This window comes from Wolbachia endosymbiont (group A) of Philonthus cognatus (genome assembly GCF_947251755.1).
In the GTDB taxonomy this organism is placed as follows: Bacteria; Pseudomonadota; Alphaproteobacteria; order Rickettsiales; family Anaplasmataceae; genus Wolbachia; species Wolbachia pipientis.
In genome coordinates, this window is the sequence record NZ_OX366388.1 from 1,640,788 (window position 1) to 1,663,619 (window position 22,832).

At 36.7% G+C, this 22,832-nt stretch carries 19 protein-coding genes, 2 tRNA genes and 4 pseudogenes; 15 read left to right on the forward strand and 10 right to left on the reverse strand.

The genetic code is table 11. The features are described from left to right. Nucleotides 1-60 precede the first annotated feature (60 nt). From OPR21_RS07570 to tnpC (OPR21_RS07595), 5 genes are all read left to right on the forward strand, one after another. Nucleotides 61-957, forward strand: a complete 897-nt coding sequence (locus OPR21_RS07570; RefSeq protein WP_209473361.1) for a class I fructose-bisphosphate aldolase — start codon at nucleotides 61-63, stop codon at nucleotides 955-957. A 5-nt stretch (nucleotides 958-962) separates the two neighbouring features. Further along, nucleotides 963-1,034: transfer RNA gene (locus tag OPR21_RS07575), tRNA-Cys, on the forward strand. A gap of 121 nt (nucleotides 1,035-1,155) precedes the next feature. Beyond that, nucleotides 1,156-2,223 carry a quinone-dependent dihydroorotate dehydrogenase gene (locus OPR21_RS07580; RefSeq protein WP_265029915.1) on the forward strand — a complete coding sequence of 356 codons (1,068 nt, stop codon included), beginning with the start codon at nucleotides 1,156-1,158 and terminating at the stop codon, nucleotides 2,221-2,223. Nucleotides 2,224-2,313: 90 nt separating this feature from the next. Next, complete coding sequence (gene rnc / locus OPR21_RS07585) at nucleotides 2,314-3,012, forward strand: ribonuclease III (RefSeq protein ID WP_006279914.1); 699 nt, start codon at nucleotides 2,314-2,316, stop codon at nucleotides 3,010-3,012. Between the two features lie 387 nt (nucleotides 3,013-3,399). Then, the gene (tnpC, locus tag OPR21_RS07595; RefSeq protein WP_265022247.1) at nucleotides 3,400-4,743 is read left to right on the forward strand and encodes an IS66 family transposase; all 1,344 of its coding nucleotides are present in this window, start codon (nucleotides 3,400-3,402) and stop codon (nucleotides 4,741-4,743) included. A gap of 97 nt (nucleotides 4,744-4,840) precedes the next feature. Here the strand turns inward: tnpC (OPR21_RS07595) and OPR21_RS07600 are convergent, their stop codons facing one another. After that, a complete protein-coding gene (locus OPR21_RS07600; protein ID WP_077188390.1) occupies nucleotides 4,841-5,338 on the reverse strand; it encodes a hypothetical protein in 498 nt (165 codons plus the stop codon). Nucleotides 5,339-5,408: 70 nt separating this feature from the next. Continuing rightward, nucleotides 5,409-5,493 (reverse strand) — tRNA-Leu (locus OPR21_RS07605). A 62-nt stretch (nucleotides 5,494-5,555) separates the two neighbouring features. Here OPR21_RS07605 and OPR21_RS07610 point away from each other — a divergent pair. The 3 pseudogenes from OPR21_RS07610 to OPR21_RS07620 all read left to right on the forward strand — a co-directional run. Further along, a pseudogene (locus tag OPR21_RS07610) lies at nucleotides 5,556-6,341 on the forward strand (PmbA/TldA family metallopeptidase); the annotation flags it as partial. A 49-nt stretch (nucleotides 6,342-6,390) separates the two neighbouring features. Next, a pseudogene (locus OPR21_RS07615) lies at nucleotides 6,391-7,255 on the forward strand (IS630 family transposase); the annotation flags it as partial. Nucleotides 7,256-7,320: 65 nt separating this feature from the next. Next, a pseudogene (locus OPR21_RS07620) lies at nucleotides 7,321-8,172 on the forward strand (IS630 family transposase). Between the two features lie 55 nt (nucleotides 8,173-8,227). Here the strand turns inward: OPR21_RS07620 and OPR21_RS07625 are convergent. Next, nucleotides 8,228-9,060, reverse strand: a protein-coding gene (locus OPR21_RS07625; RefSeq protein WP_265029917.1) for an IS5 family transposase whose coding sequence is annotated in 2 segments (ribosomal slippage) — nucleotides 8,228-8,694 and nucleotides 8,694-9,060 — 834 coding nt in all. Because the reading frame shifts where the segments join, the coding sequence is not laid out codon by codon here. A 44-nt stretch (nucleotides 9,061-9,104) separates the two neighbouring features. Here OPR21_RS07625 and OPR21_RS07630 point away from each other — a divergent pair. The 3 genes and pseudogenes from OPR21_RS07630 to OPR21_RS07640 all read left to right on the forward strand — a co-directional run. Beyond that, nucleotides 9,105-9,788: pseudogene (locus OPR21_RS07630) on the forward strand (metallopeptidase TldD-related protein); the annotation flags it as partial. A gap of 37 nt (nucleotides 9,789-9,825) precedes the next feature. Beyond that, on the forward strand, nucleotides 9,826-9,984 hold the full coding sequence (locus tag OPR21_RS07635; protein WP_186809137.1) for a hypothetical protein: 159 nt from the start codon (nucleotides 9,826-9,828) through the stop codon (nucleotides 9,982-9,984). 90 nt (nucleotides 9,985-10,074) lie between these two features. Continuing rightward, entirely contained in the window at nucleotides 10,075-11,322 is a 1,248-nt protein-coding gene (locus tag OPR21_RS07640; RefSeq protein WP_077188391.1) for an IscS subfamily cysteine desulfurase, read from the forward strand. 34 nt (nucleotides 11,323-11,356) lie between these two features. Here OPR21_RS07640 and OPR21_RS07645 read toward each other — a convergent pair whose 3' ends face one another. The 5 genes from OPR21_RS07645 to OPR21_RS07665 form a co-directional block, all read right to left on the reverse strand. Further along, nucleotides 11,357-12,316: an Rpn family recombination-promoting nuclease/putative transposase gene (locus OPR21_RS07645; protein WP_236514387.1), complete on the reverse strand. Its 960-nt coding sequence runs from the start codon at nucleotides 12,314-12,316 to the stop codon at nucleotides 11,357-11,359. 292 nt (nucleotides 12,317-12,608) lie between these two features. Next, a complete protein-coding gene (gene dxr / locus OPR21_RS07650; protein ID WP_077188384.1) occupies nucleotides 12,609-13,772 on the reverse strand; it encodes a 1-deoxy-D-xylulose-5-phosphate reductoisomerase in 1,164 nt (387 codons plus the stop codon). An 82-nt stretch (nucleotides 13,773-13,854) separates the two neighbouring features. Beyond that, nucleotides 13,855-14,352 (reverse strand): hypothetical protein, encoded by a 498-nt coding sequence (locus tag OPR21_RS07655; protein WP_182367341.1) that lies wholly within the window; start codon nucleotides 14,350-14,352, stop codon nucleotides 13,855-13,857. A gap of 320 nt (nucleotides 14,353-14,672) precedes the next feature. Next, nucleotides 14,673-15,374, reverse strand: coding sequence for an ABC transporter ATP-binding protein (locus tag OPR21_RS07660; protein WP_006279859.1), 702 nt, complete (start codon nucleotides 15,372-15,374; stop codon nucleotides 14,673-14,675). After that, entirely contained in the window at nucleotides 15,367-16,149 is a 783-nt protein-coding gene (locus OPR21_RS07665; RefSeq protein WP_015589313.1) for an MlaE family ABC transporter permease, read from the reverse strand. Before OPR21_RS07665 ends, OPR21_RS07660 begins: the two co-directional genes overlap by 8 nt. Before the next feature lie 583 nt (nucleotides 16,150-16,732). Here OPR21_RS07665 and rpmF point away from each other — a divergent pair. Genes rpmF through OPR21_RS07680 form a run of 3 tightly spaced genes read left to right on the forward strand, consistent with a single transcriptional unit; the run spans nucleotide 16,733 to nucleotide 18,966 of the window. Beyond that, nucleotides 16,733-16,915, forward strand: a complete 183-nt coding sequence (gene rpmF / locus OPR21_RS07670) for a 50S ribosomal protein L32 (RefSeq protein ID WP_010962967.1) — start codon at nucleotides 16,733-16,735, stop codon at nucleotides 16,913-16,915. A gap of 10 nt (nucleotides 16,916-16,925) precedes the next feature. Further along, on the forward strand, nucleotides 16,926-17,963 hold the full coding sequence (gene plsX / locus OPR21_RS07675) for a phosphate acyltransferase PlsX (protein WP_151807807.1): 1,038 nt from the start codon (nucleotides 16,926-16,928) through the stop codon (nucleotides 17,961-17,963). Next, nucleotides 17,956-18,966 (forward strand): beta-ketoacyl-ACP synthase III, encoded by a 1,011-nt coding sequence (locus OPR21_RS07680; protein WP_182321005.1) that lies wholly within the window; start codon nucleotides 17,956-17,958, stop codon nucleotides 18,964-18,966. The genes plsX and OPR21_RS07680 overlap by 8 nt, the downstream gene beginning before the upstream one ends. A 459-nt stretch (nucleotides 18,967-19,425) precedes the next feature. Here OPR21_RS07680 and OPR21_RS07685 read toward each other — a convergent pair whose 3' ends face one another. Further along, a complete protein-coding gene (locus OPR21_RS07685; RefSeq protein WP_265029918.1) occupies nucleotides 19,426-19,770 on the reverse strand; it encodes a hypothetical protein in 345 nt (114 codons plus the stop codon). Nucleotides 19,771-20,222: 452 nt separating this feature from the next. On the opposite strand from OPR21_RS07685, the gene tnpC (OPR21_RS07690) reads away from it, so the two are divergent. Further along, nucleotides 20,223-21,566 carry an IS66 family transposase gene (gene tnpC / locus OPR21_RS07690; protein WP_265022247.1) on the forward strand — a complete coding sequence of 448 codons (1,344 nt, stop codon included), beginning with the start codon at nucleotides 20,223-20,225 and terminating at the stop codon, nucleotides 21,564-21,566. A 162-nt stretch (nucleotides 21,567-21,728) separates the two neighbouring features. Here the strand turns inward: tnpC (OPR21_RS07690) and OPR21_RS07695 are convergent, their stop codons facing one another. Continuing rightward, entirely contained in the window at nucleotides 21,729-22,745 is a 1,017-nt protein-coding gene (locus OPR21_RS07695) for an NAD(P)/FAD-dependent oxidoreductase (RefSeq protein ID WP_265029919.1), read from the reverse strand. Nucleotides 22,746-22,832 lie beyond the last annotated feature (87 nt).

Here is a 22,832-nt window from a genome sequence, read left to right on the forward strand (position 1 = left end):
CTTGTATTGAACTTCATCTTTGTTACAATCTATAACTTAAATTCAATTTGAATTATAGTGATAAGTGATAAAGTAAAACAAGTCCTAAGCTACTACGAAAGTGAAAACCCTGGGGTAAAAGCAAATCTTACTCGTATTCTCATGCATGGAAAGCTTGGCGGCACTGGCAAGTTAGTGATTCTGCCAGTAGATCAAGGATTTGAGCATGGTCCAATTAAAAGTTTTGAAGTTAACCCTGATGCTTATGACCCACATTATCATTTTCAGCTTGCGGTTGATTCGGGAGTAAGTGCATATGCTGCTCCACTTGGTATGATTGAAGCTGGTGCTGCAACTTATGCTGGAATGCTCCCACTTATTTTGAAACTTAATAGTTCCAACTCTTTACATTCAAAGGATCTAACCTCTGATCAGGCAATAACCTCTTCTGTGAAAGATGCGCTGCGTTTGGGCTGCTTAGCTGTCGGATTTACTATATATCCTGGTTCTGCTAAGTGTTTCGATATGATGGAGGAAGCCCGTGGAATCATAGCTGAAGCCAAATCTTACGGGCTTGCAGTAGTGCTATGGTCTTATCCACGCGGTGAAGGGATTTCCAAAGAAGGTGAAACAGCAGTTGATGTTATTGCCTATGCTGCACACATAGCAGCTTTGCTTGGCGCTAATATAATAAAAGTAAAACTTCCAACTAAATATTTGGAAAGGGAGAAAATAGAAACAGAAAATATTGAATCATTATCTAAAAGAATTGAATATGTTAAAAGGTCTTGTTTTGCAGGGAAAAGAATAGTAGTTTTTTCTGGTGGTGAATCGAAGGAAGTAGATAACATATACAATGAAGCGAAAGAAATTAAGCAGGGTGGCGGTAATGGTTCAATCATTGGACGTAACACTTTTCAACGCAAAAGGGAGGAGGCTTTATCTATGCTAAAAGATATAATGGATATCTACACATAAAAAACGGCTGGGTGGCAGAATGGCTTATGCGGAGGACTGCAAATCCTTTTATACCGGTTCAATTCCGGTCCCGGCCTCTTTCATTCTCTATATCTAGTAAAAGTTAACAGTAGCTTTAAGTGTGTAACCTATAGAGAAAGCTTGTCCATAGTAAAATCAATTTCTTTTCAAGTTATGGTTATACTCTTATAGCGTTTCATGGTAAAAAATAAACTAAAAATAAGCAAAGTGTTTTACAAACGTAATTTACTATTTTTACTACCGCCCGAAGTTGCTCACTCTTTGGCAATTATGGCATTAAAGAAAATGCCTTATAAGAGTCCTATAGAGCTACCAGAATCTTTGAGTGTGAATTTTTTTGGTAATAAGCTCAGAAGCCCCATAGGTCTGGCTGCAGGTTTTGACAAGAATGCAGAAGTTATAAGGCCTATGCTCTCATTTGGTTTTGGGTTTATTGAAACTGGTACTGTAACTCGTAATCCACAATATGGAAACAAAAAGCCAAGAATTTTTCGGTTAATTAAAGATCAAGGGGTAATTAACAGATTGGGATTTAACAATAAAGGAATAGACTATTTTCTTAAACAAATAGATGAAACCAAGCTTGATGACTGCATTTTTGGCATCAACATAGGAAAAAACAGTACATCAAAGGACCAAATCAGCGATTATGTTGACTTAATAAAGATAGTATATGGAAAGAGCAATTATATAGTGCTGAACATCTCATCCCCAAACACGCCTAATTTACGCAATCTGCACAATAAGCAAGAATTATCGGAATTGTTGAAATCCGTAACTCTAACCCGAAAATCAATTGATAATTCTAAATCCATACCAATAATATTAAAAATCTCACCAGATGTAGATCAGCAAACGAAAGAAAATATCGCTGAGCTTGCGTTGGAATATAAGATTGACGGATTAACAGTAAGCAACACTACGGTAAGTAGAGATAATCTGCATTCTCACCATAATGAGAGTGGTGGGTTGAGTGGCAAACCGCTGTTTAAACTTTCAACCGAGTTATTGGGCGATATGTACAAATTTACTAAGGGCAAAATATTATTGATAGGGTGCGGAGGAATCTCAAGTGGTGCTGATGCATATAAAAAAATAAAGGCAGGAGCTTCTTTGGTGCAGTTGTACACTGCTCTCATATACCACGGACCTCAAGTTGTAAACAAAATTAATCTAGAACTTGCAGAACTAATAAGGAGAGATGGATTTAGTAACATTAGTGAGGTGGTGGGTTGTATACATTAATTTTGGAAGTTGGTGGTATTATTTTAATAAAATAAAACTAATTCTCTGGTATAAAGGTGGTAGAAAGTGCTTTTCTTTTAAATAATGGGTATGAAGAGTTTGAATGATGCAATATCTAAGATCATTGATTATAAATTTACAAATTATGCAATATTAGAAGAGGCACTAACTCACCCAAGCGTAAATAAAAGGAATAGCAAAAACCAGATTGTAAGCTACGAAAGACTAGAGTTTTTGGGCGATAGTGTTTTGAATATGGTTGTATCTGCCACACTGTTTAAACTATTTCCTGAAGAAAAAGAAGGAGCATTGGCAAAAAGAAAGACGGATTTAGTTTGTGGCAACACCATTGCTAATGTTGCTAAAGAAATAAAATTAGGCAGCTTTATCATCATGAATAATAGTGAACGCTGCAATGGAGGGAGATGTAACTTAAAAAATTTAGAAAACTCGCTTGAAGCACTAATAGGTGCAATTTATATTGATGGCGGGCTTGAAAATGTTGAAAAATTTATTATCCAATATTGGGAAAAGCTAGCTAAAGGCATGCTTGACCCCCCTCAAGATCCTAAAACCTCACTGCAAGAGTGGACTCAGAAAAACAAATTGCCTTTACCAGAGTATGAGCTTGTAAAACAAACTGGACCAGCGCACAATCCTGAATTTACTATATCAGTTTGCATAGAAGATTATGGTAAAGTTTCTGCATGCGCTTCTAGTAAAAAGATTGCTGAACAAAAAGCTGCTGAGTTGATGCTAGAAAAAATTGGAAAAGACGCTTCAGTTTAGGCAAAATAGGCATTAATGTAAATTTTAAGGAAGCTAATAGCGTTTAGGGTAAATGGTCAATTTAAGGAGAAGCATAGTATTATTCATAAAAAAGTTGATCTACCAAAAATCAAGCCTTATGTAGTGGAATATCAATGGCTGTTGTCGGAGATGCGGAAAAAAAGAAGTAGCAAGTTACCAAAAGGTGTTATGCCAGATACATTTGGTCCAAGAGTTGTGTAACCGTTCACGCAATGGCGTCAACTTAAGAGCCTTCATTAGCAGACTCTCCTAAAGACATGATGGCGTTTAGGCTTATCAACTTTGTCCATTCACGGTATAAGAAAGTAGTTTACAAAAATTGCATAATTAGTATAAAAAACAATAAACTAGATAGATGAGGGGTTGATGATAGAGGTGCTACAAGAAAAGATTGTGGTATTGGAGTCAGAAGTTGGTACTCTGAAAGCAGAGAATGATAAGTTAAGGACAAAAATAATTGAGCTAGAGGATAAGCTGGGTTTAAATTCAAAAAATTCATCGCTGCCACCATCGCAAGATGTATATCGCAAAAAGACAAAAAAGAAGAGCGATAAAAAACCAGGCGGGCAGCCAGGACATGAAGCGCACAAGCGGGAATTGATGGTAGCAGATGAGGTGGTAAAATGTTCAATTGATACAATTTGCATGTGTGGAAGCCAAGTTATTTTAGAAGAAGAAACTGTGCATCAAAAGGTTGAATTGCCAAAAATTAAACCGATAGTGACTGAATATAGGCTACAAAAAGGCTACTGTAAGGCGTGTAAGAAAAGGATCTCAGCTAGTCTGCCTGAAGGTGTGACAAGGGATCTTTTAGGAGCTAATGCAAAAGCAGTAATTAGCAGTTTTAGTGGATTTTTTATCAATTCAAAAAGGGAAGTACAGCAAATTTTGAGCAGCATATTTAATCTGAATATAAGCCTAGGTTTGGTATCAAAGACCGAGGGTAGAGTATCAGAAAAATGTATATCTGAATACGAAAAAATAAGAGAAGAGCTACGGAAAAGCAAGTATTTACATATAGATGAAACAAGCCATAGGAACCAGGGAAAGAAAGGTTGGAGTTGGGTAGTAACGAATAAAACAGCAACACTTATGAAGTTAGTTGGATCTCGCGGAAAGAAGATATTAAAAGGGCTATTGCCAGAGTATGATGGAATAGTTATAAGCGATAGGTATGCTGCGTATAATTACTTTAATCGTGAAAACAGACAGATATGCTGGGCCCATTTAGCAAGGGACTTTGAAAGGTTTTTTTACAGTAAAAATGTTGAAGTGAGCAGAATTGGCGCAGCATTAAAATCGCTGAGCAACAGGGTATTTGTGGTAGATAGAGCACGTAAACAAAACCTGATAGACAATTTAAGATTTTTCCGGTTAATGAGGAAGATTCGAAAAAGGGTGAAACATTTTTTGCGAGAGATAACAAGGGTTGCAAAAGGAACTCAGGCCTCGAGAATGGCTGCCAATATACTACGTTCTGAAGATATGATGTGGAGATTCGTGCGCAATCCTGATCTGATCGAGACAACCAATAACCTTGCAGAACGTCAGGCTAGACGGTACGTCATTTATCGTAAAAATAGTTTTTTCACTTGGTCAGAACGTGGAGAAAAGTTCATTGAAAGAATGCTTTCGATATTTTTGACTGCACGTTTGAATGATCAGAATCCTGTCCAGAAACTACAGAATTTAGTCGCTATTCCTGCCTAATTGGGAATATTCCGTGAACGGTTACATTACATCGAACTCTTTTGAATGGCTTCCTTCAGTGGAATTATATAGCTAATATTCCTGTATAAGTTAATACTTAAGCTTGTACTCTTGTAGTATTTGAAGAGAGATTCTCAAGGACGTTTTTTGTCTGTGGTTCACTAATCATAGTTTGAACGATATTAGCTGCCATAATAACACAGCCTAGAATAAAAAAAGGCGTAGAAACAAAATAAATAACAGAAGACTCAAAAAGCGACATAGATGCAATACCTCCTATTAGAAATGAAGCACTGGATGCTATATCAAGATAGATCTTTGTTAACTTTTTTTGTCCTGGAGTGTTTTTTATGCCAGATTTCTTATTAAGATTCTGTTGTCGGGAATGATCATTTAGTGACCATATATTTAAAGCAAACGAAAGTGCACTGAATATAGTGCCGGCAATACTAAAATACAGACTTAAGACAGGAATATTCAAGACCAATGCCGCTATGTATCCAATGAAAGAGATAGTAGATAGTGTAGTAACTAAGCGTTTCGAGTAAGTTCGTACCTTCTTTCTGCAGGCTAACTTATTTTTTTCACTATACATAGCATGAATATTACCTAATATGTTATATTATAACATTAATTAATTCAATAAGCAATATGGAAGCTAAGAGTGCCCGAGAGAAGACTTGAACTTCCACAACTTAAAAAGTTACTAGCACCTGAAGCTAGCGCGTCTACCAATTCCGCCACCCGGGCTTTTTATAGTTTACTATGTTAAAGTTAAATAATATACTTAAACAATTTTTAGTTCAAAGGTAATGCCAAATCTAGATCAAATATTTTTTGCTCAAAACAATGTTAATATTAATAACGTGTATAAAATAGTCAATAACGCTTTGAGCAATAGCGATGGTGGTGAGCTGTTTCTAGAATTTTGCCAGTCGGAGTCCCTGGTTTTTGAGGATAACATATTAAAACACATGGACTTGAATACTAGAAGGGGATTTGGTTTAAGGTCTTTTTGTGAAGATAGTACATCTTTCGTTTGTTCTTCTGAGATCAGCGAAAAAGAAATTAGTAATGCTGCTTCTATGGTAAAAAGCTCAGTGTCTTTAAACAAGACAAATTCAATAAATTTAAACGAAGAGACAAAAAGCCTATATTCGAGGATTAACCCTATAAATGAAATGGATCTGAATTCAAAGATTAAGCTACTCAATGAGGTTAATGAGTATGTAAGGTCCAAAAATAACTGCGTGAAGCAAGTAAAAATAACTCTAAGTGGAGAATGGCAAGTTGTACAAATAATAAAGGGTGATCACAGATTAAGCGATATCAGGCCTCTGGTACGTTTTAATGTGCTAGTCATTGTAGAAAAAGATGGCCGTACCGAAAGAGGTTCTGCAGGGCATGGTGGAAGGGACTCTTATAGTAAGTTTATTTCTGAGAAAAAGTGGAAAGAAGTTGCAAACCAAGCGTTAGAACAAGCACTGGTAAATCTTGAAGCAATTCCAACTCCAGCCGGAGAAATGACAGTCGTTTTAGGTCCAGGCTGGCCAGGAATATTGTTATACCAATTCCCATTACAGGGCAAACAGATGGACAATGATGGAAGAAAAGCCATACTGAAGTAAGTAAAATAGCGAGGTTTAAATGGCATTAAGATCAAAATTATTGGATGAAAAAGTAGTAGAATCAGCAAAAGAAATGCTGAAGAAAGTAAGGAATAATGCATATGTTTCAAAAAAACTAAATGCTGTAATTGCAGCAAAAAAGTACAGTATAACGGCTGTAGCAAAAATATATTGCATTTCAAGAAGCGCACTAACTTCGTGGGTAAAACTCTTGAAAATTGGCAGAGAAGAAAAACTGTTTGCTCCTTCACAACGTCGTAGAAAAACTAAATTAAATCAGGCTCAACTACAGCAAATTGAAGAGTGGATAGAAGAAAATCCTAATATCACCATTAAAGAAATGAGAATAAGAATCCAGGAAAAGTTCGGATTAAATATCAGCAAATCTACAGTACACCGCCATATGCAAAAGATGAAATTCTCATATATTACACCAAGACCAGTTCATAATGGACAAGATAAAAGCAAACAAGAGGAATTCAAAAAAAAATCTCAATGGAGCTATTAGCAAGTATCCAGAAAAAGAGCTATTTTTCTTTGATGAATCACGGTTTGGCACACATTCAAAAGTTGGACATGGGTGGTTTAAAAAGGGGATTAGAACACAGGTTAAAACAAAATTAGGTAGGCAAAATTTCTATCTCTATAGTGCAGTTAATCCTAGAAATGGAGAGAGTTCTAGCTTATTTGCACCAAATGTCAACACTGATTGCATGAACATATTTCTTGAGCAAATTTCGCAATATCTAGAAACACGAGAGGCTTTTCTCGTTATGGACTGTGCTAGTTGGCATAGGTCAAAAAATTTAAAGGTACCTAAAAATATCGACATTATATACCTACCTCCATACTCACCTGAGCTAAATCCTGTTGAGAGGCTTTGGTTATAGCTCTTTCCATAAAAGTCCGGATGTGATAGGATAAGGATAGATGATGATAAGGAGGTTGAATGCCAGCAGCATATAGTTATGATTTAAGAAAAAAAGCAATGGAAGCGCTAGACGAAGGAGAAAGCAGAGAAACAGTGGCAGCAAGATTTAAGATTGGACGAACTACTTTATGGGAGTGGCAGCAAAGAAGAAAAGAAACAGGAGACTTTCAATCAAAAAAACTTGGAAATGGGGGTTACAATCACAAAATTACCGACTGGGATACCTTTGCCAAATTTGCCAGAGAACACGGAGGAAAGACTCTATCGGAAATGGCTAAACTTTGGAACAACGTTAGTATCCAAACGATCTATCGAGCCCTTAAAAAAATTGGATTTACGCGCAAAAAAAGACATATGGATACAAGGAAAGAAACGAAGAAAAACGTGCTGAATTTTTGAAAATTATAGCGACAAAAGAACCTAAAAACTTAGTGTATATAGATGAGTCTGGCATTGATAACACCGAAGACTACCCCTACGGATATTGCCAGAAAGGACAGCGGTTTTATGCCTTAAAATCTGGAAAGAAAACTCAACGAATCAGTATGGTTGCAGCCTTAAGTGGAAGAAAGATAGTTGTTCCGTTAACCTTTGAAGGCCACTGTAATATGGATGTTTTTAATGGATGGTTTGAGCAATTTTTGACACCGATCTTGGAACCTGGACAGACTGTCATTCTTGACAATGCTACTTTTCATAAGTCTGATAAAGCTTGCTAAAGGGGTTGGTGCAGAAATTTTGTATCTGCCGCCTTATTCTCCAGATTTCAACAAAATTGAGCATCATTGGTTTGCTATAAAAAACAGAGCCAGGAAAAACATTCCTCTATTCGAATCCTTTCGTCGTGCTGTTGATTCTGCCTTCCTATGACCTGTTCGGACTATTATGAGAAATGCTATATGAGGTTGTCCGGAAACAAGTAAACTTAGGCATATTCCCTCCGTAACATAACCCTACTCATAGCCAGATATATGAAACTTTCAGTAGATGTTGTAAGTAAATCGTACTCTTTTGATAGTCTTCTATTCCTATTGATCCAAGCAAAAGTCCTTTCTACCACCCACCTTCTCGGCTGTACTAAAAATCCAGGATCCCGTTGTGGCAATAGTTCTAGTGGTGTATCTTTATGCACCCAAAACCTACATGGAGGCCTTTTCACAATTTCAATATCTATGCCATATTCTTCCTCTATATGGGTTTTTAAATCTTTTCCTTGGTACCCCATATCAGCCCACATTTTTTTTACTTTAGTATATTTTGTTCTCATATTGTTTAATGCTATTTTAATACCATCTCTATCATTTTCATTAGCAGCTCCTACGTAACAACTTAGTATAAAACCCTGAGTATCTGTAATTATATGTCTTTTTCTCCCCTTTACCTTTTTCGCACCATCATAACCTTTGACCCCCCTTTTTCCGTGGTTTTTACCGACTGACTGTCCACTATGCATGCGCTCGGCTCTTCATTTCTTCCCATTTTTGACCTACTATATTTAGTGATATCATAGTTCATTTTCTCAAAAATCCTCTGTTTCTTCCATTGCCTAAACTGCTCATATACAGTCTTCCATAGCGGAAAATCATTTGGTAAATACCGCCATTGGTACCCTGTACGCAATACATAGAAAATTCCCTCTAACATTTTTCTTTTACTATATTTTGGCGGTCTTCCTCCTTTTTTGTATGATACTCTGAAGTACTTCTCTATTTGTGCCCATTCCCTTTCACTTAGATCTGTTGGATACTTTTTTCTCATCTTTACCCCATACTAAAATTTCAAATATCATAGCCTTTTACCTGTTTCCGGACAACCTCTTACACGAAGCCGTGGGTCATGGACTTGAGGGCGACTTCAATCGCAAAAAAGTCTCAGCATTTTCAAATTCTGTGGGTAAACAAGTAGCAGCTAGTGACATCACAGTAGTTGATGACGGAACTCTGCCCAATTTGCGCGGTTCTATCAGCGTAGACGATGAAGGCACTCCACCCAGTTATAATATATTGATAGAGGATGGGATCCTAAAAGGATACATGCAGGATCATATGAACGCTAAACTCATGGGTGTAAGCCCAACTGGTAATGGTAGAAGAGAAAGTTATAAAGAAGTTATTATGCCGCGCATGACAAACACCTATATGTTGCCCGGAAAGTATACACCGAAGGAAATAATATCTAGCGTAAAGAAAGGTCTATATGCAGTAAATTTCGGTGGTGGGCAGGTTGATATAACGTCAGGAAAATTTGTTTTTTCATCTTCGGAAGCTTACCTAATAGAAAATGGCAAAATTACACAGCCAGTCAAAGGGGCAACACTAATTGGTGACGGTCCAACAGTGTTGAAAAAAGTATCTATGGTTGGTAATGACTTAAAGTTAGATCCTGGTGTTGGCACATGCTCGAAAGATGGACAAAATGTGCCCGTTGGAGTTGGTCAGCCGACACTCAAAGTCGACGCAATAACTGTTGGTGGAACTGAGATATAGATAAGGGCTAAAACGGATTCCAGCACACGGCGCACAATTGTACAAACATTGTGATTTGGAAGCAATTGCCACCAGTAGGGTGTCATCCCAGTGTTTGGGCACTGCCTTTGTGTTTGAGGCAAAACTGGCTATAACATTTAACACACTGCTTTCGCAAATAAATGTTCGTACAGTTATGTGTCAGCTACTTGGATGACACTTTTGTACTTGATGCAAGATTATATCTTGAAAAAATTAAGTTTTAGTGCTATTAAATGGTTGTAAATTTTGTTTCTGTGGTAGCTTTATGAATGTTGAAAGTAAAAAAATACATGATGCTAAAATAAAATTACCAATATTTCTTGATTATCAATCTACTACTAAAGTGGATCCCCGTGTTTTAGAGGTGATGATACCTTACTTTGGTGAGTTCAGCAATGCACACTCTCGCAGCCATTCATTTGGTTGGACTGCTGAAGAAGCAGTGGAAAAAGCAAGGAAACACATCGCTGATCTGGTGAACGCAGATAGCAAAGAAATTATCTTTACCTCAGGTGCAACTGAGTCAAATAATACAGCAATCAAGGGCGTTGCTCACTTTTATAAAAATAAAGGAAATCATATAATCACTGTCTGCACGGAGCATAAGTGTGTTTTGGATTCTTGTCGGCATCTGGAAAATGAAGGCTTTAAAGTTACATATTTGCCTGTTAAGCAAAACGGAATTATAGATTTATCAAAGCTTGAGGAAGCAATTACTGATCAAACAATCCTGGTTTCAGTGATGATGGTAAATAATGAAATCGGAATAATTCAGCCTGTCAAAGAAATTGGTGCAATATGTAGAAAGTATAATATATTTTTCCACACAGATGCAGCTCAAAGCTTTGGAAAAGTTCCAATTGATGTTAATGAGATGCGCATTGATCTTATGAGTCTCTCTAGCCACAAAATTTATGGACCTATGGGAATAGGCGCATTATACGTTCGTAAAAAGGGCTCTCGTGTTAGATTGACACCATTGATCAGTGGTGGTGGACAAGAAAGAGGTATGCGTTCTGGAACAGTTCCAACTCCCCTTGCAGTCGGTTTTGGTGAAGCAGCACGTATTGCTAAAGAAGAAATGGAACCAGAAGCAAGCAAATTGGAAGGACTGAGAGATATTTTGTACAATAAGATAAAAGAAGCATTTCCTGATGTTGTTTTAAATGGTGACTATGAAAATAGGATTCCTGGCAACCTAAACTTGAGCTTTCCCTATGTTGAGGGTGAGTCTCTCATCATGGCAATCAAGGATTTAGCAGTAAGTTCTGGTTCTGCGTGCACATCTGCGTCTCTTGAGCCTTCCTATGTCATACGGTCGTTAAATAATGGCCATGACCTTGAGCATTCATCAATTAGATTTGGCCTAGGCCGATTTACAACCAAAGAAGAAGTTTTGTACGCAACAGATCTTATTACTAAAAATGTTGGCCGACTGAGAGAAATGAGCCCACTTTGGGAGATGGTACAAGAAGGAGTAGATTTGAACACCGTGAAATGGGACTCTCATTAAATGTATCCGTTCCAACTGCAAATGCACTTTGAAATTACTCTGTACCGTTCACACTTAATTCTTCAATCTCACTAATAGAAAGGCCAGTAAACTTGACAATAGTGTTGACATCAACATTATTAGCCAGCATTGCTTTTGCAACTTCAATTTTCCCTTCAATTTTCCCTTCAATTTTCCCTTCAATTTTCCCTTCAATTTTCCCTTCCTCTTTACCGATTTTGATGCCTCTTTCTTCGCCAATTTGGATGCCTTTTTCAGTAGCAAGGTCAAGTCTGTATTCAAGAATGGCTTCTTCTTTCCGTAGATCCATTATTCTTTCTTCATAAGCTACTAAATCTTTTTCATTCCAGCTAAACCTGTCTAATTCATCGTAGGCTAACTTTATTATTGGTGCTTTTTCTGCTATTTTCCTTAAGTCTTCTTCCGTAGTTTCATCTGCATATTTGAAGAAAAATAACCAACGATCCACTATGCTTTCTAGCTGTTCTTCCTTATTCTTAGGAAATTTAGGTAGTTCAATAAATACAAATTGAAAATCTTTTAAGTCATGCTCATTGGTTTTCTCATCTCTTATAGTGTGGCTGGATATATAATCAAGCTTATCAGGAAATAAATTACAATTAGAGATAGCAATAAAGAAAACCTTCTTTAAATCAATGTACTTACCAGATTTATCAGCTTGCCTTGAGTAAGCCTTAGCAGCATATAGTTGAGCTCGTTTTTCGAAGCCTTTATCGCGAGTGAGCTGCATTTCAATCACATACCTAGCCCCACTAGAGTCCCTGCAAAGAACATCAACTATACTTTGCTTATCAGAGGCAATTTCAGGATCCATTATAGTACTGAGGAATTCCACTTCTTGTATAGTATTTATCTCGGTAAACCCTAAAATATCATTCAAAAAATGTATGAGAATATTCTTATTTTTTTCAGTGCCAAAGATTCTTTTAAAGGTTAAATCCAGCTTAGGGTCGAGAAACTTAGATAAAGCCATAGCCAAAGTGCTTAAAAATATTAATAATTATACACTATTATTAACAATTATTCAACCATATTTTTGAAGATAGCTATGCCGCCGCGAACCGTCATACCGCCGCGGTATCTCTAGATCCCGCTAACAAGCAGCGGGATGACGAATTACTTAACCGTCATACCACCGCGAACCGTCATACCGCGATTCATTCGCGGTATCTCGGCATAGATTCCGCTAACTAGTAGCGGAATGACGATTGTGTATCGTGCTTTGCTAAAAAAAAAATCACAGAATGCAGTCTGGTTACATTACTCTAGCTATACGCAACAACTTTACTTTCAACAATTTTATTAGCAATAATACGACTTTCACAATCAATATTTATTATATCAGATAGTGAATTAATATCAGTATAACTATCAAAACTTTCTATTGTTGATTCCACTATCTCTACTATTTTTAAAAAGCCAATTCGTGACTTCAAAAATTCATTAACAGCTATTTCATTTGCAGCATTGAGCACAATACTATTTGCTTGTGGAGCAGAAGAGTTTAACACTGCCATGCTAAGCTTTAGCGCAGGAAAACGTTTATGGTCTGGTTCTTGAAAGGTCAATTTTCCTTGCTCTGTTAAATCTAGTCTACAATTTAAAGCTGATCTTTCCGGCCAAGACAAAGCATATGAAATGGGAATTGCCATGTCAGTCTCTGCAAGCACAGCAAAGTTGAACCCATCCTTATAAGTTACAATTCCATGTACTATTGACTCAGGATGCACTATTGCTTCAATTTTATCCGGGCTGATGTTAAACAAGTTATGTGCTTCTATTATCTCTAGTGCCTTATTCATCATTGTTGCGCTATCAACCGAGATTTTCTTTCCCATATTCCAAGTGGGGTGACTAAGCGCCTGATCTACCATGACATTTCTTAATTGCTCAGAACTATAATTTAAGAATGGTCCACCAGAAGCAGTAAGTATGATCTTTTCTACGCATTTGTCGTCATTTTGCAAAATTTGAAAAATTGCATTGTGCTCAGAGTCAATAGGGATTATTTGTACATTTTTTTCTTTAGCTTTTTTGAGTAATAACTTTCCACCGCAAACAATGCTTTCTTTGTTTGCCAATGCAATGACTTTGGTACCGCTTTCTATAACCTCCATAACTGGCTCAAGGCCTGCAATGCCAACTATTGCAACAACTGAGAGATCAACAGGTATGGTAGCAATATTTGTAGCACCAATTGCTATTTTTACATCTGTACCAAGTAAACTTTCTTTCAAATCTTTGTAAAGCCTTTCATCGGAGATAGCAACATATTTTGCATTTAGCAGTTTTGCTTGGTGTGCCAGTAGAGCAAAGTTCGAATGGGCACTTAGTGCTTCCACTTGGTATTCTTCTTTTCTCTTTGAGAGCAAATCTACAGTCTTTTTTCCAACACTTCCTGTTGACCCTAAAACTGAAACCTTTTTCACTAAGACAAACTCATGTTAATTATAACAACAGCAACTTTTCTTATTAGGCCTTCTCGCATACTATTCAGCAGTTTTTAAGCGTTTAACCAAGTTCATGCCCGTGGTCATCACCAACAGATGGTGAAGGACCAGGTGAAAAAGATTGACCATGGTGATCACCTGCATCATGCATGTCTTGCAAACCATCAGCATTATGAGCCATTTCATTATTGGCATGAGGGTAATCATCTGAGTGAGGTCCCTCATCACCATGAGCCATATCCATTCCTTCTGATGGCATATCTTCCCCACCTCCACCTGAAAAATATTCTGCAAGGCCTTCAAGAAATTTTATGCCAAACATATTACCTGATTTTCCAAACAGCGTTACTAGACTACTACCACTCACCAAACCTTCAAACACGTTACTATAAGCAGCAATTGCTCCTTCATGAAAGTTGAACAACCATTTCATTCCATCCACGACTGTTGAAACAGAGTCACTATGACCAAGACCAAAACCACTTTTCTCACCAGCAGCCTCTTGGTGTTGCTGCTGCGCTTGCCATTCTGCAATATTTGGACCTTGAGCTTCACTCATAAATTTTTACTCTCAACCTTAAGCTATTATTTTATCACAAATATTGCAAAATATCAATAGAGCTTTTGAATATAGCTAATACAAACAATTTCTGTCATCCTATATATAGCTAAACTGACTTACGACAATTTGAAAAACGACAAATTCGTCATTCCGCTACTAGTTAGCGGAATCTATGCCGAGATACCGCGAATGAATCGCGGTATGACGTGTTAGCTATAGGATCCAGTTTGAAAAAAATCTGAATTCCAATGTCCACTACCTTTTACAAAGTTAAAACTTAAAAATATGACTGTTAGCAATAGTGTATATATCTTTAGCTATATATAATGAATGAATTTTTTTATATATTCGTTATTAGTATTTTGTATTTCCTGAACAGTTCCATGGGAAATGATCTCCCCTTCATATAATACTGCTATTTTATCAGCTATTTTAAATGCACTATGAATATCATGTGTAATCGTGATAATTGTAGGGTTAAGATCTCTAGATAATTTTATTATTATCTCGTTTACTATATCTGACATAATTGGGTCCAATCCTGAAGTTGGTTCATCCAAAATAATGATTTCTGGATTGTGTGCAATCGCCCTTGCAAGTGCCACTCTTTTTTTCATTCCACCTGATAGCTCTATTGGAAACATATCTGCTATGCTTTCCTCCAGTCCAACATCATTTAACTTCTCGATTGCTAGCTGTTTTGCCTCTTTTTTGCTGATATTAAAGCGCTTTTTATAATTAAAAGATATATTTTCCCACACTGTAACGTAGTCAAATAAAGCGGAATTTTGAAATAAAACCCCAAATTTATTTTTGCTTTTACTATTTATTTTAACAGACCCTGAGTCTGGAGCAAGCAAGCCGATAATTGTTTTTGTTAATACAGATTTGCCGCTTCCTGAGCCACCAAGTATGACTAATGATTCCCCTTTTAATATATCAAAATTTAGATCTTTTAGTACTGTCCTATCATCAAAAGATAAGCTTAAGTTCAATATTGATATTATGGGGTTACGCATGTATCAAAGTAATCATGTAGTTTGCTAAAATGATCAGTATGGACGATAAAACAACAGTTGATGTTGTAGCAACACCTACTCCTCGTGCACCTTCTTTGCAATGGTAACCGTAATAGCAGCTTGAGACAGAAATTATGGCGCCAAATACAGTTGCTTTTATTAGCCCAGTTATAAAATCATACGTATTAAAGAACTGAGCTGTGTGTTTAATGTATATATTTAAATTGTGGTTAAATTCGAAGACTGCGGTGATACATCCTCCAAATATTCCTATTAAATCTGCACATACTGTAAGTATGGGAAATACTATGATTGACGCTAAAATCCTTGGTGCAATTAAATATTTAAAAGGGTTGATGTTCAAGGTTGTAAGTGCATCTATTTGCTCGGTGATGCGCATTGTACCAATTTCTGCTGCAACTGATGATCCAACCTTTCCTACCATTATTAAGCTGATCAAAACTGGTCCTAACTCTTTAATGATAGTGATCGTAACAAGTTTGGGTATTATCTGTTCTTGGTTAATTAATGGGTCACTCAAGCTACTTTGTAAAACTATTGCCGCTCCTATAAAAACTCCAGTGAGCCCAACAATTGGCAGAGAGAAAAAGCCTATCTCTATAATTTGTCTTGCTATGTTGCTAAAATAATATGGTGGCACAAGGCAGTGGTATAGAGATTGAATAAAAAATATGAATGCACTACCAAGCCTTAACAAAAAATTGATAAAGTACCTACCAATTATTCTAACACTATTTATATCAAAAAAGCTCACTTTGTATTCATTTTAGCTAGAGGTTAGTCTTACTGATTTTATTAAAATTTTTATTAACTTTATCGCAAAGTATAGCTGAGATATGTTTTAAGTTCAACATACTTGATGTTTTAATTTAAAGCTCATATAGCTAACCCAAGAAAGGTTTTCCTACGTCATACCGCCACGGTATCCACAACTGTACGAACGTTGTAGTTTGGGAGCAATTCCCACCAGTGGGCCAGTGCCCAGACACTGGGATCCAGCTTCTATGCAACTTAATTAAAAACGTTTGTTTTAGCATAAGACAACTACCTTTAGCTCATCAGCTCAGTTATAAGCAAAATTTCTGGATTCCAGACTGGAATGACATCATCTGTTGTGCAATTTACCTTCAAAAATGAATGTTCGTACAGCTATGGATTCATTCGCGGTATAGATTCCGCTAACGAGTAGCAGAATGACGGTTTTTCAAATTGTAGAGCCACTTTAGCTATAGAACTCAATTACATAAGCAAACCTTACTTATTTTACTATCCCTGTTTACTTCCTGTAAAAAACATGTTACTAATGAATTGAATTTTGTAGTAGAATGGAGGAAGTTTTGGCAGTTCCAAAAAGAAAAAAGTCAAAGTCAAGGCGTAATATGCATCGTTCTCATCATGCTATTGAGCCTAAGAATGTTGTGGTATGTTCAACAACTGGGGAATTCATGTTGCCTCATAACGTAGCAGTTGATGGCAGTTACAAAGGAAAACGGGTTTTCATCAAGCAACAGGCGGAGTGACTATTATGATATGTTACCTACGGTCAATAATAATATAGTTATTGCACTTGACGCTATGGGGGGCGATTTTGCGCCTCTTTCCGTAATTCATGGTGCTGGTTTTTTTTTAGACAACCTTGTTGACCCAGGCATTAAAGTTTTTTTTCATATTTATGGAGATAAGGAAGAAGTATCTCCTTTGCTTTCAAAATACAAAAAAGTAAGTAACAATTCTGAGTTTACTCATTGTTCTGACAATGTTCTTGCAAATGATAAGCCATCTTTTGCACTGAGGCATCGTAAAGACTCAAGTATGAAAGCTGCCATTGAGGCAGTAAAAAAAGGTAAAGCTTTCGGAGTGGTGTCTTCAGGCAACACCGGAGCATTGATGGCAATTTCCAGATTTATTTTAGGAACATTACCAAACATTTATCGTCCTGCTATTGCCTCTATCTGTCCAACTAAGACAAAAAGCTTCGCTTTGCTTGACCTTGGTGCAAATGTTGATTGTAATGCCGACTCATTATTTCAATTTGCGTTAATGGGTAGTATATTTGCAAAAATAGCATTAAAAATTGACAATCCTGAAGTTGCTTTGCTAAATATCGGCACAGAAGAAGTTAAAGGTAATGACTCAGTGCGCGGCGCTTTTGAGTTGCTTAAAAACGCTCCAGGCATTAATTTCAAAGGGTATATAGAGGCAAGTGAATTTTTAGAGGGTAATATAGATGTGATTGTTGCTGATGGTTTTGTTGGCAATGTAATGCTCAAAACGGCTGAGGCAACCGCTAGTACCTTTATCAATCTAATAAAGCAGGAAGTATTCAATTCGTGGATAGCGAAAATGCTTGTTGGTATATTGTTAAAATCCAAACTAAATAAAGCTTTAACGCGTTTTAATCCCAAAATTAGAAGTGGAGCTATGTTTTTAGGGCTGAATGGTATCATCATTAAAAGTCATGGAAATTCTGATGCTATTTCTTTTGCCCATGCCATAAAATTTGCAGTAAATGCAATTAGTGAAAATTTAAATCAAAAGATAATTAACGGGGTAAGTCATATTGAATAAAAGTTTCATATTAAGCACTGGATCTTACCTACCAAGAAAAATGTTGAGTAACAACGAAATTGCATCGATAGTTGAGACGAGCGATGAATGGATAAGGCAGAGAACAGGAATAGTTCAAAGGCATATAGCAGATGAAGGAGAACTAACGTCAGATCTAGCTGTAAATGCAGCAAAAAGTGCTATAGAAAAAGCTAAAATTTCAGTAGATGAAATTGATTTAATCATAGTTGCCACAACAACGCCTGATAAAACTTTTCCTAGCTGTGCAACAATTGTACAAAGTAAGTTAAAATGTAAAAACGCATTTGCTTTTGATGTACAAGCAGCATGCTCTGGTTTTATATATGCAGTTACAGTTGCTGATTCGCTCATAAAATCTAACAATAGAATTAAATATGCATTGGTTATAGGTGCTGAAATAATGTCTAGGATTGTTGATTGGGAAAATAGGTCAACTTGTGTACTCTTTGGTGATGGTGCTGGTGCAGTAATAATGAAATCAGCATGTCATTTTAACGTCATTCCAACAAATGATGCTGATACTTGGGTGGCAGAGAAGGGGGTTACAAAAGGTATAATTTCAACTAGCCTATATTCTGATGGCAATGTGGACATACTATGTACGAACGGAGGGATATCCTCAACTGGTGATTCTGGAAAAATATGCATGAATGGAAGAGAAGTGTTTAAACATGCAGTGGATAAGTTAACAGCCTCAGTAGAGGAAACTCTGAAATGCAATAATTTGAAAATCACTGATATTGACTGGTTAATTCCCCATCAAGCAAACATTCGTATTATTGAAGCAGTAGTAAAGAAATTAGATTTTCCTATAGAGAAAGTGATTAATACCGTTGATAAGCATGCAAACACCTCAGCGGCATCAATTCCACTGGCCTTAGACTATGCAATACAAGAATCAAAAATAAAATCAGGAAATCTGGTACTGCTGATTTCAATAGGTGCAGGCCTGACCTGGGGTTCCGTGTTACTGCACTATTAGACTTCCTGCATTACCTCCTGTCATCCAAGTACCCTCTTTGTCATTCCAGTGCCTCTTTCTCCTGTCATCCCAGTGCCCTGACTACTTGGATCCAGAAAAAAGAATGGTGTCATGAAAGTAGCTGATACTGGTTTTCATCCAAGAGGGTGTCATCTCAGTGCCCTGACTACTTGGATCCAGGAAAAAAATGGTGTCATCCAACTCCCCTGTTATCCCAGTGCTTGACACTGGGATGGCTTTGTTGCATCGCTAGCTATGATGGATTAAAGATAAAAAAGGTGGAGAATATCAGTAGCTTATTATTCTGGTATTTACAACAAGAACGGTCAGTGAATACCTAAATTTGAGTAAAAGAAATTTCACTACCACTCACTAATCCGGCTAAAATTCAAGAATTTCAATGCTTTAGCTATTTTCAATAGAATTAAATTTATTAATATAAATAACAAATTACTATTCTTAAATTTGATCAGATTGATTGCAAAAAAACAAGATTTTCAATAAGTTGCTTATAATCCTAATTATAGTTAGCCTTTCATAAGTAGCGATGCAACAAAGCCCACTGGGATCCAGGAAAGTTTGCTTGTAAGCAAGCAAACTAGCACAGAAAGTGGTTACAACATTTTCGATGAGATTATATGGAAAACTAGATCCCAGTGTCAAGCACTGGGATGACAAAAAAAGGAGCACTGGGATGACATCATCCTTTTTTTGGATTCCAGCATCAAGTGCTGGAATGACACCTCTCTTGGGCTCTTTTAGCCACAAATATTTAAGAAATTTACCAAATGAAAAAAAAGGCAAAAGAAGCCCTGGGGTTATTATCCGCTTTAAAATATTGGCGTTTTTTATGTTTTAAACGCTTGACAAGCGAGATTAAGCTGCTTTTAATTGCAACTAACTTACGCTGCAAACGTTTAAGAAATTTACTAAGCAGAAAAAAAGACAAAGAATCCCCGAGTTAGCTAGTCTTTTACTATCTCTGTCGAGTATTGGCATTTTTTGATGTCTTGTAACGCTTTGTAAGCGCGTTCAGCTTATTTAGATAAAAATCTAGATGTAGATGAAGTTTTGTAAAGACATACAGGTAACCGTTCACGCAATGGCGTCAACTTAAGAGCCTTCATTAGCAGACTCTCCTAAAGACATGATGGCGTTTAGGCTTATCAACTTTGTCCATTCACGGTATAAGAAAGTAGTTTACAAAAATTGCATAATTAGTATAAAAAACAATAAACTAGATAGATGAGGGGTTGATGATAGAGGTGCTACAAGAAAAGATTGTGGTATTGGAGTCAGAAGTTGGTACTCTGAAAGCAGAGAATGATAAGTTAAGGACAAAAATAATTGAGCTAGAGGATAAGCTGGGTTTAAATTCAAAAAATTCATCGCTGCCACCATCGCAAGATGTATATCGCAAAAAGACAAAAAAGAAGAGCGATAAAAAACCAGGCGGGCAGCCAGGACATGAAGCGCACAAGCGGGAATTGATGGTAGCAGATGAGGTGGTAAAATGTTCAATTGATACAATTTGCATGTGTGGAAGCCAAGTTATTTTAGAAGAAGAAACTGTGCATCAAAAGGTTGAATTGCCAAAAATTAAACCGATAGTGACTGAATATAGGCTACAAAAAGGCTACTGTAAGGCGTGTAAGAAAAGGATCTCAGCTAGTCTGCCTGAAGGTGTGACAAGGGATCTTTTAGGAGCTAATGCAAAAGCAGTAATTAGCAGTTTTAGTGGATTTTTTATCAATTCAAAAAGGGAAGTACAGCAAATTTTGAGCAGCATATTTAATCTGAATATAAGCCTAGGTTTGGTATCAAAGACCGAGGGTAGAGTATCAGAAAAATGTATATCTGAATACGAAAAAATAAGAGAAGAGCTACGGAAAAGCAAGTATTTACATATAGATGAAACAAGCCATAGGAACCAGGGAAAGAAAGGTTGGAGTTGGGTAGTAACGAATAAAACAGCAACACTTATGAAGTTAGTTGGATCTCGCGGAAAGAAGATATTAAAAGGGCTATTGCCAGAGTATGATGGAATAGTTATAAGCGATAGGTATGCTGCGTATAATTACTTTAATCGTGAAAACAGACAGATATGCTGGGCCCATTTAGCAAGGGACTTTGAAAGGTTTTTTTACAGTAAAAATGTTGAAGTGAGCAGAATTGGCGCAGCATTAAAATCGCTGAGCAACAGGGTATTTGTGGTAGATAGAGCACGTAAACAAAACCTGATAGACAATTTAAGATTTTTCCGGTTAATGAGGAAGATTCGAAAAAGGGTGAAACATTTTTTGCGAGAGATAACAAGGGTTGCAAAAGGAACTCAGGCCTCGAGAATGGCTGCCAATATACTACGTTCTGAAGATATGATGTGGAGATTCGTGCGCAATCCTGATCTGATCGAGACAACCAATAACCTTGCAGAACGTCAGGCTAGACGGTACGTCATTTATCGTAAAAATAGTTTTTTCACTTGGTCAGAACGTGGAGAAAAGTTCATTGAAAGAATGCTTTCGATATTTTTGACTGCACGTTTGAATGATCAGAATCCTGTCCAGAAACTACAGAATTTAGTCGCTATTCCTGCCTAATTGGGAATATTCCGTGAACGGTTACACATACAGTATCTATATACTGCAAAAAATTGAACATAAGACGCCGATACATTAAGTAATCCTTACCTTTTAATCTGCAGATTGGCGAAAGCAAATACAATAGCTTCAGTTTCATGATAAGGGAGCTGGCGAGGTTTGTCAAGGAAGTTTTTCTTTCCCGTGAATTCCCTTTGAGGTTGAATATTGAAAATTAACCGGAGAGTTGTGGATTACTTTGTATATGTCATAACAAGCCATGGCGCTCTCAGCAAAACCATTTAGTATTAATTTTAGTTTGCCTGAATAAATAGCTATATCTCCGATTGCATATATCCTATCTCTACTGGTTTTAAGTGTAGCTGGGTCGACAACTATGCGGCTATGTTCTAACTGTATACCCCAATTGTTTATTGGACCAAGATTCATTGACAATCCAAAAAATGGCAGCAAAAAATCAGCGGATATTTCTTTTTCTTCCTTAGAGGCAATGTTTTTTACTATCACTGCGCTCAACTGCCCATTACTTCCTGCTAGTTCGTGTAATTGATATGGCACTACCAGTTCTATTTTTCCATCAATTTCAAGTGATTCTAATTTATTTCTAGTTTCAGGAGTGCAGCGAAATTCCTTTCTTCTATGTATCACATAAATTTTCTTTGCAACTTTAGAAAGTTCTACAGTCCAATCAGCCGCAGAATCACCCCCCCCTGCAATGACTATAGTTTTATCCTGAAAATCAGAAATTTTATTTACACTGTAAAATACAGATTTATTTTCATATTCTAATATACCATTCAAGGGTGGGCGGTTAGGTTCAAACATTCCGTTACCTGCAGCAACAATAACGGCTTTGCATTTTACCTCTGTACCTATGTTCGTTATGACAGTAAAGCTTTCACCTTCGTTATTTGAAATCTTTTCCACTTTTTGACTTAAATGGTAAACAGGCTTAAATGGCAAAGCTTGCTCTATTAGCTGCTCAATTAATTTTTGGGCAGTAATTACAGGATAACCAGGTATATCGTATATTGGCTTTTCTGGGTAAAGAGCTGTGCATTGTCCTCCTGCTTGATCCAAAACATCTATTATATGACATTTCATATCAAGCATTCCCGCTTGAAAAGCAGTGAATATTCCAATAGGCCCTGCACCTATTATTACTATATCGGTTTTCATATTCAGATGGTAATCTATTTATAGATATTAGCTTTCTTCGCTAACAAGGTCAATTTACAAAGGGATGTATTTTAAAAGATGTAGCTA

Coding starts and splice junctions, on each gene's coding strand:
- OPR21_RS07580 (WP_265029915.1), top strand. CDS start 1,156: ATGGTAAAAAATAAACTAAAAATAAGCAAAGTGTTTTACAAACGTAAT.
- rnc (WP_006279914.1), top strand. CDS start 2,314: ATGAAGAGTTTGAATGATGCAATATCTAAGATCATTGATTATAAATTT.
- tnpC (WP_265022247.1), top strand. CDS start 3,400: ATGATAGAGGTGCTACAAGAAAAGATTGTGGTATTGGAGTCAGAAGTT.
- OPR21_RS07600 (WP_077188390.1), bottom strand. CDS start 5,338: ATGTATAGTGAAAAAAATAAGTTAGCCTGCAGAAAGAAGGTACGAACT.
- OPR21_RS07640 (WP_077188391.1), top strand. CDS start 10,075: ATGAATGTTGAAAGTAAAAAAATACATGATGCTAAAATAAAATTACCA.
- OPR21_RS07645 (WP_236514387.1), bottom strand. CDS start 12,316: ATGGCTTTATCTAAGTTTCTCGACCCTAAGCTGGATTTAACCTTTAAA.
- OPR21_RS07655 (WP_182367341.1), bottom strand. CDS start 14,352: ATGAGTGAAGCTCAAGGTCCAAATATTGCAGAATGGCAAGCGCAGCAG.
- OPR21_RS07660 (WP_006279859.1), bottom strand. CDS start 15,374: ATGCGTAACCCCATAATATCAATATTGAACTTAAGCTTATCTTTTGAT.
- plsX (WP_151807807.1), top strand. CDS start 16,926: ATGTTACCTACGGTCAATAATAATATAGTTATTGCACTTGACGCTATG.
- tnpC (WP_265022247.1), top strand. CDS start 20,223: ATGATAGAGGTGCTACAAGAAAAGATTGTGGTATTGGAGTCAGAAGTT.
- OPR21_RS07695 (WP_265029919.1), bottom strand. CDS start 22,745: ATGAAAACCGATATAGTAATAATAGGTGCAGGGCCTATTGGAATATTC.